This window comes from Streptomyces albus subsp. chlorinus, assembly GCF_013302895.1.
Lineage (GTDB): Bacteria > Actinomycetota > Actinomycetes > Streptomycetales > Streptomycetaceae > Streptomyces > Streptomyces chlorinus.
Map to the genome: position 1 here is coordinate 6,248,969 of NZ_VJOK01000001.1, position 12,618 is coordinate 6,261,586.

Sequence of the window (12,618 nt, forward strand, 5' to 3'; positions counted from 1 at the left end):
AGGGAGACGGCGGCATGGTGCTGCGGTGGCTGACGACGACCGATCACAAGGTGATCGGCAATCTCTACCTGGTCACGTCGTTCTGTTTCTTCCTCGCGGCCGGCGCGATGGCCCTCACCATGCGGGCCGAGCTGGCACGCCCAGAGATGCAGCTGCTCTCCCAGGAGCAGTACAACCAGCTGTTCACGGTGCACGGCACCATCATGATGCTGCTGTTCGCCACCCCGCTGTTCGCCGGGTTCACCAACGCGATCATGCCCCTCCAGATCGGCGCGCCCGACGTGGCCTTCCCCCGGCTGAACGCCTTCACCTACTGGGTGTACCTGCTGGGCGGGCTGATGGTGGTCAGCGGCTTCCTCACCCCGGGCGGGGCCGCCGACTTCGGCTGGTTCGCGTACGCGCCGCTCAACGGCCCGGCCCACAGCCCCGGCACGGGCGGCGACCTGTGGGCCATGGGACTGGTCGTGGCCGGGATGAGCACCATCCTGGGCGCCGTCAACTTCATCACCACCATCATCTGCCTGCGCGCCCCGGGCATGACGATGTTCCGGATGCCGCTGTTCACCTGGAACGTGCTGTTCACCTCGATCCTCGCCCTGTTCGCCTTCCCGGTGCTGACGGCGGCCCTGCTGGCGCTGGAGGCGGACCGCAAGTTCGGGGCGCACATCTTCGACGCGGCCAACGGGGGCGCGATCCTGTGGCAGCACCTGTTCTGGTTCTTCGGGCACCCCGAGGTCTACATCGTCGCCCTGCCGTTCTTCGGGGTCGTCAGCGAGATCCTGCCCGTCTTCAGCCGCAAACCGCTGTTCGGCTACATCGGGCTGGTCGGCGCGACGGCGGCCATCACCATGCTCTCCGCCGTGGTGTGGGCCCACCACATGTTCGTCACCGGCGCCGTGCTGCTGCCCTTCTTCTCCCTGATGTCCTTCCTGATCGCGGTGCCGACCGGGGTGAAGTTCTTCAACTGGATCGGCACCCTGTGGAAGGGCGCGCTCTCCTTCGAGACGCCGATGCTGTGGGCGATCGGCTTCCTGGTCACCTTCCTCCTCGGCGGCCTCAGCGGCGTACTGATCGCCTCCCCGCCGCTGGACTTCCACACCACCGACAGCTACTTCATCGTCGCTCACCTGCACTACGTCCTCTTCGGCACCGTCGTCTTCGCCATGTTCGGCGGCTTCTACTTCTGGTGGCCGAAGCTGACCGGACGGATGCTCGGCGAACGCATGGGAAAGGTCCACTTCTGGCTGACCCTCGTGGGCTTCCAGACGACGTTCCTGGTGCAGCACTGGCTCGGCGCCGCGGGCATGCCCCGCCGCTACGCCGACTACCTGCCCGCCGACGGCTTCACCGTGCTCAACACCGTCTCCTCGCTGGGAGCCTTCCTGCTGGGCGTCTCCACCCTGGTGTTCCTCTACAACGTGTGGTGGACGACCACCCACGCGGAGAAGGTCACCGAGGACGACCCCTGGGGCTTCGGGCGGTCCCTGGAGTGGGCCACCTCCTGCCCGCCGCCCCGGCACAACTTCGAGGCCCTGCCGACCATCCGCTCCGACTCACCCGCCTTCTGGGTGCACCACCCGGAGGCCGAGGAAGGGGCCGTGATCATCGCGCCGGGCGCCCCGGAGAGCGCCGGTGTGCGGCCCGCGGAACCGGACGAGCCGCCGGGGGAGGGGACGCACGGCATGCAGGACCCCGCGTCCAAGCGGCCACCCAGGAAGGGGACGGCCCCCACGCAGGGGACGACCTCCACGAAGGGCACACGGTCATGAAGGGGGCACGGTCATGAAGCTCGAAGCGATCCTGTTCGCGGGCGTCTCGCTCTTCTTCGCCGCCGTCACCATCCCCTACGCGCTCTACTCCGCCGACCCGGCGGGCACGGCCGCCGTCCTCATCGCGTGCCTGATGGCCGCACTGGTCTCCTTCTTTCTCGCCGTGCAGTACAGGCGCCGCGGCGTACGCCCCGAGGACCGCAGGGACGGGGAGATCCGTGAGCGGGGCGGGCCGCTGGACTTCTTCCCGGCCCGCAGCCCGTGGCCGGCCATGACCGCGCTCGGCGTGGCGCTGCTGGGCACGGGGACGGTCTTCGGCCTGTGGCTCTTCATCATCGGGGCGGGTGTCACCGGCGGCGCGGTGTGCGGATTCGTGTTCCAGTACGCGCGGACCGACCACTGATCCGGCGCCGTGCGGCGGGCTTTTCCGGGCGGGCGCCCGTCAGCGCGGCCTGGGCGCGCTCGCGCTGGCCGTCGAGGGACTGCCACGCCGGGGAGACGGCGCCCTGGTAGTACCAGCGGCTGAGCGCGGCCCGCAGCCGTGCGACGCGCGCCGCCCCGGGGTTGGCCTCCAGCGGGCGGGGGAAGCGCTGGGCCGCAAGGCGGAACCGCTCGCCCTGCGGCAGCGGGTCGTGGTCGGCGCTGAAGGTGCCCTCCAGCGACTGCCGCACCCGGCTGGTCTCCTCCCCGTGCGTCACCCGTTCGGCGTCCTGCTTCTGCAGGGCCAGGCACAGCCGCCGCGTCAGCGCGAACGCCACCGGCGGCGCCAGCACCAGAGCCACCCGGAACCCCCAGGTCAGCCCGTTCAGGGAGACGTCGAAGGTGTGCGCGATGACGTCGTTGCCGCCGGCCAGCAGCAGGACGCCGTAGAAGGTGACCCCCGCGACCCCAAGTGCGGTGCGCACAGGACGGTTGCGGGGGCGGTCGCACACGTGCGGCGTCTCGTCCCCGCCGGTGATCCACTGCTCGAAGAACGGATACGCGTACAGCAGCAGGAACAGCAGCCCCGGCAGGATGACGGCGGGGACCAGGACGTTCCACATCACGGTGTGCCCGAACAGGTTGGTCTCGAAGGGCGGCATCAGCCGCAGGGAGCCCTCCAGGAAACCGACGTACCAGTCGGGCTGCGCCGCGGTCGAGGCCTGCGAGGGGGTGTAGGGGCCGTAGTCCCACACCGGGTTGATCTGCGCCACCGCGCCCAGCAGCGCGATCACCCCCGCCACCATGAAGAACAGTCCTGTCGAGCGGGCGGCGAACTGCGGCACCATGGCGTGCCCCACCACGTTCCTGTTCGTCCGCCCCGGACCGCTCCAGTGGGTGTGCTGGAGGACGACCACCAGGACCACGTGCGCCACCACCAGCGCCACCAGCAGCCCCGGGAGCAGCAGGATGTGCAGCGGGTACAGCCGTTCGATGATCTCGTCGCCCGGGAACTGGCCGCCGAAGACGAACAGCGCCACATACGTGCCCACCACCGGGATCGACAGCATGATGCCCTGCGCGATGCGCAGCCCGATGCCGGAGAGCAGGTCGTCGGGGAGCGAGTAGCCGGAGAAGCCCTCGGCGAGCGCCAGTACGAACAGCGTCATCCCCAGCAGCCAGTTGACGTCCCGGGGCTTGCGGAACGCCCCGGTGAAGAAGATCCGCAGCATGTGCACACCGATCGCGCCCAGGAAGATCAGCGCCGCCCAGTGGTGCACCTGGCGGATCAGCAGCCCGCCGCGCACCTCGAAGCTGATCTCCAGCGTCGAGGCGTACGCCGTGGACACCAGATGGCCGCGCAGCGGCTCGTACGGCCCGGCGTAGCGGACCTGGGTCATGTCCGCGTCGAAGAAGAGGGTGAGGTAGACGCCCGTCAGCAGCAGGACGAGGAAGCTGTAGAGGGCCAGTTCGCCCAGCAGGAACGACCAGTGCTCGGGAAACGCCTTGCGCAGCAGGACCCGCCCGCCCGCCGCCACCGGCAGTCTGTCGTCGGCGGCGCGGAACCCCCGCTCGGCGGCCTTGCGCAGCGCGGCCCGGCGTGCGGCCCGGGCCCGTGCGTGTCCCATGCGGTGCCCTCCCTCGACGAAGACCGGATTCCTCAGTCCCCCGCGACCCGGCCGTCAAACACCCCGCGCTCCCGGTTGCCTCCAACGCCCGGACGCACGCACACCAACGGCGGCTCCCGCGCACCGTGCGGTACGCGGGAGCCGCCGTCGGGCGGGACGGACGCGTGAACCCGCTCCGGAGCCGGCGCCGCAACCCGCGCCGTGAGCGCGGGCGGGCGGGCCCGGGGCCTCAGTCCGAGGAGATGACCTCCACCAGCCGGCCGACCTCCGGGTGGGGCAGCGAACGGGCCACGTCGGCGAGCGCGACCATGCCGACGAGCTGGTCCCCGTCGATCACCGGCAACCGCCGCACCTTGTGCTCCGCCATCGTCTCCAGCACCTCTTCGGCGCTGTCGTCGGCACCGATGGTGACGGCCTCCGCCTGGTTGAGGCTGCCCGCGGGGAAGGAGGCGGGATCACGGCCCGGACCCAGCACCTTGACGACCAGATCACGGTCGGTGACCACGCCCTTGAGCTTGTTGTCCTTGCCGCAGATGGGCAGCGCCCCCACGCCCAGCTCCGTCATCAGCGCCGCCGCGTCAGCCGCCGTCTGGTCGGTCTGCACACAGTCGGCGCCGGGGCTCATGATCTCGCGTGCCGTGGTCATCTCGGCTCCTCTCCACGAGGTTCGGATTCGGAATGGACGAACCGCTCAACGGGCCCCTCCCGGGTCCCCCGCGCCGGCCGCCCCGAAACGGACCACCCCCGCCACGGCCGCCGGGGGAGCGGGCGGGCAGGGCCGGACCAGGACCAGGGGGCGGCCGAGAGAGGGGCGGCCCGGCGAGGGGGGTGGTTGCGGGAGCCGACGGAGTGGGTACGCGGGCCGGTCCGTTTGTCCGCGCCCGTGCGTGGCAACCGGAGCGGTATGTCGACGAACCGGAGCCACACCCCGACCCAGGACCTCGGCCAGGACAACAGCGCGACCCGGCACGGCCACCCGAGCCCCGACGGCCACAAGGACGGCTACGAGGTGCTGGAGCGCCCCCGCGCCGTCCGTGCCGTCGAGGACGGCCTGGAGCGCCTGCCGCTCACCGGACCGCTCGACGCGCTCGGCAGGAAGCGCGCCCTCGACCCGGCGATCGGCCCGCTGCAGAACGCGGTGCACAAGCTCCCGCTGGGCGGCCTGCGGGACGTCCTCCACGGCCGGTGGCTGGGCCACCCGCTGCACCCCGCGCTGGTGCAGCTCCCCATCGGTGCCTGGATGTCGGCGGGCGTCCTGGACCTGCTGCCCGGAACCCGGCGCGCCAGCCGGATCCTGATCGGCACCGGCGTACTGGCGGCGATCCCCGCGGCGGCGAGCGGCGCGGTGGACTGGGCCGAACTGCACAAGCCGCAACTGCGCACCGGGCTGGTGCACGCGGCCGCCAACACGGTGGCGCTCGGCCTCTACACCGCCTCCCTGGCCGCCCGGGCACGCGGCCGCGAGTACCGGGGCAGGATGCTGGGCTTCGCCGGGCTGACCGCCGCCGGACTCGGCGGGCTGATCGGCGGCCACCTGGCCTACCGTCAGGCCGTCGGCCCCAACAAGGCCGAGCCCGTCCCCCACCTCGTCGCACAGGGCTGGCACCCGGTGGGCAAGGTGGACGACTTCCCCGTCGGACAGGCGGAGCGCGCCATGCTCGGCGAGGTGCCGCTGCTGGTCTACCGGGAGCCCTCCGGCGGCGTCCGGGCGCTGGCCGACCGGTGCAGCCACCAGTCCGGCCCGCTGTCCGACGGCACGGTGGCCGAGGGCTGCGTGACCTGCCCCTGGCATGGCAGCACCTTCCGGCTCTCGGACGGCACCAACGTCTCCGGCCCGGCCACCGCACCCCAGCCCTGCTTCGAGACCCGGGTGCGCGACGGCGTGCTGGAGGTGTGCCTCCCGGACGCGGACTGACCCCGGCATCCGCCCACCGCACACCCGGCCCGCGGCTCCGGGCCCCGGCCCCGCCCGCCGGCTCCCGGACTCCGGGTCTGCCGGCCGGCTTCCCGGCCTCCGGCCCGTGACCGCCGGCCCGCCCGGCGGTCCTGGGGCATCGGCGGTCACTTCGGACACCTCCCGTTTCGGCGACGGGCGGCCCGGTTACCCCTGCGGTGGTCCGTCCCACTCGCTCTTGGAGGTCCCATGGCCGGCCCGAAGCACGACAACCAGCACGAGGGAGAACCGTTCATCCCCGGCCGTCCCAGCCCTGAGACACCCCCGGTGGAGGAGCCGACCACCCCGCGCGAACCACTGCCGCCCAAACAGGACCAGTCCGGTCCCGAGGTCCACACCCCCACCGGCGGCCACGTCGACGTGGACCCCACCGCGCTGGCCCAGAAGGGCAGCAGGCTGACCACGGCGCAGGGCCTGCGGCTGTACGACACCGACCACTCCCTCAAGGCCGGGGAGCGCGGGCCCGTCCTGCTCCAGGACCACCATCTGCGGGAGAAGATCACCCACTTCGACCACGAGCGGATCCCCGAGCGGGTGGTGCACGCACGCGGCGCGGGGGCGCACGGCGTCTTCCGCGGCTACGGCACCGCCTCGTCCCTGTGCAAGGCGGCCTTCCTCGGCAAGGACGTCGAGACACCGGTCTTCGTACGCTTCTCCACGGTGCTCGGCTCCCGGGGCTCCGCGGACACCGTACGGGACACCCGGGGCTTCGCCACCAAGTTCTACACCTCGCAGGGCGTCTTCGACCTGGTCGGCAACAACATCCCGGTCTTCTTCATCCAGGACGCCATCAAGTTCCCTGACATCATCCACGCCGGCAAACCGCACCCCGACCGGGAGATCCCGCAGGCACAGAGCGCCCACGACACCTTCTGGGACTTCGTCTCCCTGCACACCGAGGCCACCCACCACACCCTGTGGGCCATGTCGGACCGCGCCATCCCGCGCTCCTTCCGCACGATGGAGGGCTTCGGCGTCCACACCTTCCGCCTGGTGGACGAGCGGGGCGGCACCACCCTGGTCAAGTTCCACTGGAAGCCCAAACTGGGCGTCCACTCCCTGATGTGGGAGGAGGCGCAGATCGCGGGCGGCGTCGACCCGGACTTCCACCGGCGCGACCTGGCCGACGCCATCGAGGCGGGCGCCTTCCCCGAGTGGGAACTGGGCATCCAGACCTTCCCCGACACCCCCGACCAGACCTTCGAGGGCATCGACCTGCTGGACCCGACGAAGATCGTGCCCGAGGAGTGGGCGCCGGTGCAGCCCATCGGGCTGATGACGCTGACCGCCAACCCCTCCAACTTCTTCGCCGAGACCGAGCAGGTCGCCTTCCACCCCGGCCACCTGGTGCCCGGCATCGACATCACCGACGACCCGCTGCTGGCCGGACGGCTCTTCTCCTACATCGACACCCAGATCACCCGGCTGGGCGGCCCCAACTTCGCGCAGATCCCCGTCAACAGGCCGCACGCCCCCCTCAACGACATGCTGCGCGACGGCATGCACCAGACCGCCGTGCACAGCGGCGTCGCCCCCTACCACCCCAACTCCCTGGACGCCGGCTGCCCGTTCTTCGCCGCCGCCGGCGAGGGCGCGTACGTGGAGACACCGGTCACCGTGCCGGAGTCGTCCAAGGTGCGGAAGGCCCCGGCCTCCTTCGCCGACCACACCAGCCACCCGCGCCGCTTCTACCTCAGCCTCAGCCCCGTGGAGCGGGAGCACGTCATCGCCGCGTACACCTTCGAGCTGAGCAAGTGCTACGAGCAGTCCATCAAGGAGCGCAACCTGCGGATCCTGGCCGACATCGACCCCGAGCTGTGCGCCGGCGTCGCGGCCGGACTGGGACTGCCCGCGCCCGAACCCTCGGGCCCGCTGCCCGATGTGCAGCCCAGCCCGGCGCTCTCCCAGCTCGGCCGCACCTGGCCGACCGACGGCCGGATCATCGGCATCGTCGCCGACGAGAACAGCGACCTCGCGGCGCTGGGCACCCTGCGCTCCACCGTCCAGGACAGCGGCATGGTGCCCCTCGTCATCGCCCCGCACGGCGGCGAACTGGCGGGCGGCGGCGGCCCCGTCGTAGTCCAGCGGACCTTCGCCAACGCCCGCTCGATCGAGTTCGACGCCCTCCTGATCGCCTCGGCGCCCCCCCGTGGGGGCCGACGCCTACGGGGCGCGGGACGTCAAGGCGGGCGTGAGCGGGGGCGGCGGCAACATCGACCCCCGCGTGCTGCTGCTCGTCTCCGAGGCGTACCGGCACGCCAAGGCACTCGGCGCGTGGGGCGGCGGCGCCGACGTGCTCGCCGCCGCGGGCTGCCCCCAGGAGGCGCCCGGCGTCGTGGTGTCCGACGACCCCGGCACCGTCCTCGGCCAGGTCACCGAGCTGCTCACCCGGCACCGCGTCTGGGACCGCTTCCCTCCCGGCACGACCGCCACCACCTGACGGGACGGACGGCCGGACGGCCGTCCGGCCGTCGGGTTGGAGGGTGGCGTTGCCGGGGTGTCGGGTCGCCGGAGCGTGGGGTCGGGCCGGGCCGCCGGGATTCCGGGCCGCCGGGCCGCTGCGCTGCGGGGGCCGCCTGTCGCCGGTCGGCGGGGACCGCCCGGCCGCCTGGCACCCGGGTGGTCGCCTCGCCGTGGCCGCCCGGCGCCGGCCGGGGCCGCTCACATGGCCGCGAGAGCGGCCGGAACACGCACTTTTCAGAAGGAGGGACTCATGAGCGCAGAAGCCAAGGGCGAGCAGCCGGGCGGCGGGCACCCCGCCGACAAGCATCCGAAGCCGGAGTATCCGCAGCAGCAGGAGCAGACCCATCCGGGTGACACGGAGGAGATGGAACCGCGCCCGGACCACGGGGAGCGCACCTATCGGGGCAGCGGACGGCTTGCGGGGAAGCGTGCCCTGATCACCGGCGGTGACTCGGGTATCGGGCGTGCCGTCGCCCTGGCCTTCGCCCGCGAGGGCGCCGACGTGGCGTTCGGTCATCTGCCCGAGGAGGAGAGCGAGGCCCGCGAGACGTCGCGGCTGGTGGAGGAGGCCGGACGGCGCGCCGTCGCGGTCGCCTGCGACATCAGGGAGGAGGCCGAGTGCCGGCGGCTGGTGGAGCGGGCCGCCGGGGAGTTCGGCGGGATCGACGTGCTCGTGAACAACGCGGCCTTCCAGATGGCGCAGTCCGAGGGCATCGACGGCATCAGCACCGAGCAGTTCGACCGGGTGGTCCGCACCAACCTCTACGGCATGTTCTGGGTGACCAAGCTGGCGCTGCCCCATATTCCCGCGGGCGGCTGCGTCATCAACACCACCTCCGTCCAGGCGTACCAGCCCAAGCCTCACCTGCTCGACTACGCGATGACCAAGGGCGCCATCGTGACGTTCACCCAGGGGCTGGCCCAGAACCTCGCCGAACGCGGTATCCGCGTCAACGCCGTGGCGCCGGGCCCGGTGTGGACGCCGCTGATCCCCTCGACGCTGCCGGACACCAGCCAGTTCGGTGCCAAGAGCCTGTTGCAGCGGCCCGCGCAGCCCGCCGAGATGGCGCCCGGTTACGTCTTCCTCGCCTCCGAGGACGCCAACTACGTGACCGCCGAGATCCTCAACGCGACCGGCGGTACCCCGCTGCCCTGACCGCGCCCCGGCGGGCGGCCACCGTCCGGGGCCCGGCCGGGGGTGTGAACCCGCCTCGCGCGGGCGACCCGGGGCGTGTCCTGTGACCGAACCCAAGAGGAGCCAGCACGATGCCGGAGGACAAGCCGGACACCCCGCAGATCGACGCCGAACCCCTGCCGCCCTTCGAGAAGCAGAAGCAGGACCCGCCGGGCCTGGAGTCCGAGATGCGGCCCCGGCCCCGCTACCGCGCCGAGCGGTACAAGCCGGCCGGCAAGTTGGAGGGCAAGGTCGCGCTCATCACCGGCGGTGACTCCGGCATCGGCCGTGCCGTCGCCCTGCTGTACGCGCGCGAGGGCGCCGACGTCGCCATCGGCTACCTGCCCTACGAACAGCCCGACGCGGAGGAGACCCGACGGGAGATCGAGGCGGTGGGCCGCAGGTGCCTGCTGCTGCCCGGTGACCTCCAGGACGAGGAGGTCTGCCGTGAGACCGTGCACCGCACCGCGCGGGAGCTGGGCGGGCTCAACATCCTGGTGAGCAATGCCGCCGCCTGACCGACACCCGGTGAGACCGACACCCGGTGAGGGCGGCACCCCGGTGAGACCGGGACCCGGACCGACACCCGGTGAGGGCGGGGGAGCGCGTGCGGGGTGACGCTCACGAGACCACGAGGCGGGGGCTCACCCGTCCTGGTCCGCGTTCCGGTCCGGCTCGCTCCTCGCGGCGTTCCCACCCTCCGGCCGTTCCGGCCGATGCGCATGTTCCGGCCGCGGTGCCCGGGGCGTGGCCGGAGGGCGGGTGCGGCGGCGGTGGCTGGTGTCGCACCAGGGGTAGGTGCGGCTGCGGCGGCAGGTGCACAGGGCCACCATGAAGCGGTCCGAGGTGACGGTGCGGCCGTCGTCGAGGCGCACCTCCACGGGCCCCTCCACCAGGACGGGCCCGCCCTGCTCCAGCGTCACGCGCCGCCGGGCGCCGCCTACGTCACGGCGCGGGGCCTCCCCATCAGCGGTGTCCCCGCGAGGGGTGTCCCTGTCCCCGTGGGCGGTGGCGTCCCCGTGGGCGGCGGTGTCCGCATCCTCGTCGTGCGCGGGGGCGCTCCCGTCAGAGGGAGGGGGCGGTGTCGGCACGGATGACCACCAGTTCCTCGTGTCGCTGTCCGGGGGCGACGAGCCCCCGTTCCTCCAGCAGGCGGGCCCGCTCGCGCAGTACGGGGCCGAAGGGCTGGGTGCGGCGGGCGATCACCGAGGCCTTGAGACCGCCGCGCTCCAGCATCTCCAGCGTCCGTGCGGGACCGCTCAGCGCCGAGTGGACCAGCAGCAGTACCCCGTCGTCGGTCAGCAGGCGGGGTGCGGCCTCGCACAGCCGGTCGAGATGGCTGCGTCCGTCCGGTCCGGCGTCCCAGGCGCGGGCCCGCCGTCCGCCGCGCCGACCGGTGCCGGAGCAGGGGACGTAGGGCGGGTTCGCCGTGACGATGTCGTAGCGGCCCGTGGCGCGCTCCAGGAAGTCACCGCGGTGGGCGCGGACCGGAAGTCCCCGGAGCCGCGCGTTCCACGCGGCCGCCACAGCGGCCCGTGCGGAGACGTCCACGGCGTGCACCTCGGCGGCACCGAGGCGGGCGCCCTCAAGGGCCACGACGCCGGTGCCGGTGCACACGTCCAGCATGCGTGCCCCGCGGGGCACGGATGCTCCGGCCAGCGCCTGGAGCAGCAGTTCGGAATCACCCTGGGGTGCGTACACCCCGGGAGGTCTCAGGAGCCACACGTGACCGGGGTTCCAGGGAAAGCGCCCACTAAACGCTGCCGGAGCCGACCGGAGCCGACCGGCCGCCGACCCGAGACCGCCGGAGAGCGCTCTGGAGCCCGCTGAGGGCTCTCGTAGGGATGTCGCCGACGCCGTTCGTCCACCAGGGACGTTAGCCGGCCGCAGGACGGGCAACCCGGTGCCGACCGACGAGACGGGGCGAGACGAGGAGACAAGCCATGGGACACGGAGGAACGGTGATCGACGAGCTGACCACCGACCACCGCGAGGTCGAGGAACTCTTCGCGAAGATCGAGGCGCTGCCGCCCGGCCACGAGAAGCGCAAGCTCTACGCGGACCAGGCCACCATCGAACTGGTGCGGCACTCCGTCGCGGAGGAGGAGTATCTGTACCCCGCCGTCCGCGCGCACGTCCCCGGCGGCGGGACCCTCGCGGACAGGGAGCTGGAGGACCACCGGGGCGCCGAGCGGCTGATGAAGGAGCTGGAGGGGCTGGAATCCGGCGATCCGTCCTTCGACCGGACACTGACCAGCCTGATCCACGAGATCCGCTCCCATGTGAGCGAGGAGGAGGGCACCCTCTTCCCCCGGCTGCGGGAGGCCGTGCCGCCCCAGGAGCTGGCCGAGCTGGGCGACAAGGTCCGGCACGCCAAGAAGACGGCCCCCACCCGCCCGCACCCCCACAGCCCGCAGCAGCCGCCCGCCAACAAGCTCCTCGCCCCGGGCGCGGGGCTCGTGGACCGGATCCGCGACGCCCTCTCGGGACGCGGCAAGGAGAAGGACTGACCGGCGGGCAGGCGGGCGAGTCCCCCGACGGCGAGCGCCCGCGCCGCCCCGGGCGCCAGGGCGGCCCTGCCGGGATCCACGGGACTACGGCACCGGCGCTCTACGGCACCGGCAGGGCCGCCCTGGCCGGGGCCTCGGCCGCGATCAGGGCGGCGGTCTGCTCGGGGTCGAGCTGCGAGGAGTCCAGCCACCAGCCGACACCCTCCAGCTCCCGGCGCATCTCCTGGTAGTACGGCGCGACGTCGTAGGCGACGCGCTGTCCGGCCGGGCGTGCGGCGTTCCGGCTGCGGCACACCTCCAGCGGAGGGGCCAGCGTGACGAAGAGCACCGGGCGCGGGCGCAGCTCGGTGACCAGGAGGTCCAGCACCTCCCTGGTGCCCACCGGGTGCTCCAGGACGGGGAAGATCCCGCTGTCGGCGAAGTTGTTCGCCAGCGCGCACATGTTGCGGAAGCACAGCCGCAGTTGCCGCCTGGACTCCTCTCCGCCGGAGACCGGCCCCGCCCGGCCCCGGACGACCATGTAGGAGAGCACGTCCCCGCTGATGTGCGCCGCGCGCGCGTGGTGCGCCGCGACGAGCGGTGCCACCGTGGACTTCCCCGCGCCGGGCATCCCCGACAGCACCAGACACCCCGTCGTCCCCGCCACGACTTCCCCTCCAGCTCTCTCCGGACCAGGTGCGTGCCCGCCCTCCGGCCCCGG

11 protein-coding genes and 1 pseudogene are annotated in these 12,618 nt (G+C 72.7%); 7 read left to right on the forward strand and 5 right to left on the reverse strand.

Going from position 1 to position 12,618, the window contains the following annotated elements:
- Positions 1-14 precede the first annotated feature (14 nt).
- Together ctaD and ctaF are read left to right on the forward strand one after the other, a co-directional pair.
- Positions 15-1,769 carry an aa3-type cytochrome oxidase subunit I gene (ctaD, locus tag FM076_RS27105; protein ID WP_173873507.1) on the forward strand — a complete coding sequence of 585 codons (1,755 nt, stop codon included), beginning with the start codon at positions 15-17 and terminating at the stop codon, positions 1,767-1,769.
- 13 nt (positions 1,770-1,782) lie between these two features.
- The gene (gene ctaF, locus FM076_RS27110; protein WP_173873508.1) at positions 1,783-2,172 is read left to right on the forward strand and encodes an aa3-type cytochrome oxidase subunit IV; all 390 of its coding nucleotides are present in this window, start codon (positions 1,783-1,785) and stop codon (positions 2,170-2,172) included.
- Here ctaF and qcrB read toward each other — a convergent pair.
- Positions 2,117-3,817, reverse strand: coding sequence for a cytochrome bc1 complex cytochrome b subunit (gene qcrB / locus FM076_RS27115; RefSeq protein WP_173873509.1), 1,701 nt, complete (start codon positions 3,815-3,817; stop codon positions 2,117-2,119). The genes ctaF and qcrB overlap by 56 nt on opposite strands.
- Positions 3,818-4,046: 229 nt before the next feature.
- Entirely contained in the window at positions 4,047-4,463 is a 417-nt protein-coding gene (locus tag FM076_RS27120; protein WP_173873510.1) for a CBS domain-containing protein, read from the reverse strand.
- Positions 4,464-4,721: 258 nt separating this feature from the next.
- Between FM076_RS27120 and FM076_RS27125 the strand changes: the two genes are divergently transcribed.
- The 4 genes and pseudogenes from FM076_RS27125 (at position 4,722) to FM076_RS27140 (ending at position 9,926) form a co-directional block, all read left to right on the forward strand.
- Complete coding sequence (locus FM076_RS27125; RefSeq protein ID WP_173873511.1) at positions 4,722-5,732, forward strand: Rieske 2Fe-2S domain-containing protein; 1,011 nt, start codon at positions 4,722-4,724, stop codon at positions 5,730-5,732.
- A gap of 228 nt (positions 5,733-5,960) precedes the next feature.
- A pseudogene (locus FM076_RS27130) lies at positions 5,961-8,211 on the forward strand (catalase).
- 273 nt (positions 8,212-8,484) lie between these two features.
- Positions 8,485-9,390, forward strand: coding sequence for an SDR family oxidoreductase (locus tag FM076_RS27135; RefSeq protein WP_173873512.1), 906 nt, complete (start codon positions 8,485-8,487; stop codon positions 9,388-9,390).
- Between the two features lie 110 nt (positions 9,391-9,500).
- Positions 9,501-9,926: an SDR family NAD(P)-dependent oxidoreductase gene (locus tag FM076_RS27140; protein WP_274598855.1), complete on the forward strand. Its 426-nt coding sequence runs from the start codon at positions 9,501-9,503 to the stop codon at positions 9,924-9,926.
- Between the two features lie 126 nt (positions 9,927-10,052).
- Here FM076_RS27140 and FM076_RS34235 read toward each other — a convergent pair whose 3' ends face one another.
- Positions 10,053-10,331 (reverse strand): CDGSH iron-sulfur domain-containing protein, encoded by a 279-nt coding sequence (locus tag FM076_RS34235; protein WP_345945257.1) that lies wholly within the window; start codon positions 10,329-10,331, stop codon positions 10,053-10,055.
- A gap of 142 nt (positions 10,332-10,473) precedes the next feature.
- Complete coding sequence (locus tag FM076_RS27150; protein WP_173873513.1) at positions 10,474-11,133, reverse strand: HemK2/MTQ2 family protein methyltransferase; 660 nt, start codon at positions 11,131-11,133, stop codon at positions 10,474-10,476.
- Positions 11,134-11,351: 218 nt separating this feature from the next.
- Between FM076_RS27150 and FM076_RS27155 the strand changes: the two genes are divergently transcribed.
- Positions 11,352-11,918 carry a hemerythrin domain-containing protein gene (locus FM076_RS27155; protein ID WP_173873514.1) on the forward strand — a complete coding sequence of 189 codons (567 nt, stop codon included), beginning with the start codon at positions 11,352-11,354 and terminating at the stop codon, positions 11,916-11,918.
- Between the two features lie 100 nt (positions 11,919-12,018).
- On the opposite strand, the gene FM076_RS27160 is transcribed toward FM076_RS27155, so the two are convergent.
- Entirely contained in the window at positions 12,019-12,564 is a 546-nt protein-coding gene (locus FM076_RS27160) for an AAA family ATPase (RefSeq protein WP_345945258.1), read from the reverse strand.
- Between the last annotated feature and the right edge of the window lie 54 nt (positions 12,565-12,618).

What these genes read in the sequence shown, in the direction of transcription:
- FM076_RS27140 (WP_274598855.1), top strand. Translation starts at nt 9,501, where the DNA reads ATGCCGGAGGACAAGCCGGACACCCCGCAGATCGACGCCGAACCCCTG.
- FM076_RS27155 (WP_173873514.1), top strand. Translation starts at nt 11,352, where the DNA reads ATGGGACACGGAGGAACGGTGATCGACGAGCTGACCACCGACCACCGC.
- qcrB (WP_173873509.1), bottom strand. Translation starts at nt 3,817, where the DNA reads ATGGGACACGCACGGGCCCGGGCCGCACGCCGGGCCGCGCTGCGCAAG.
- FM076_RS27125 (WP_173873511.1), top strand. Translation starts at nt 4,722, where the DNA reads ATGTCGACGAACCGGAGCCACACCCCGACCCAGGACCTCGGCCAGGAC.
- FM076_RS27120 (WP_173873510.1), bottom strand. Translation starts at nt 4,463, where the DNA reads ATGACCACGGCACGCGAGATCATGAGCCCCGGCGCCGACTGTGTGCAG.
- ctaF (WP_173873508.1), top strand. Translation starts at nt 1,783, where the DNA reads ATGAAGCTCGAAGCGATCCTGTTCGCGGGCGTCTCGCTCTTCTTCGCC.
- ctaD (WP_173873507.1), top strand. Translation starts at nt 15, where the DNA reads ATGGTGCTGCGGTGGCTGACGACGACCGATCACAAGGTGATCGGCAAT.
- FM076_RS27135 (WP_173873512.1), top strand. Translation starts at nt 8,485, where the DNA reads ATGAGCGCAGAAGCCAAGGGCGAGCAGCCGGGCGGCGGGCACCCCGCC.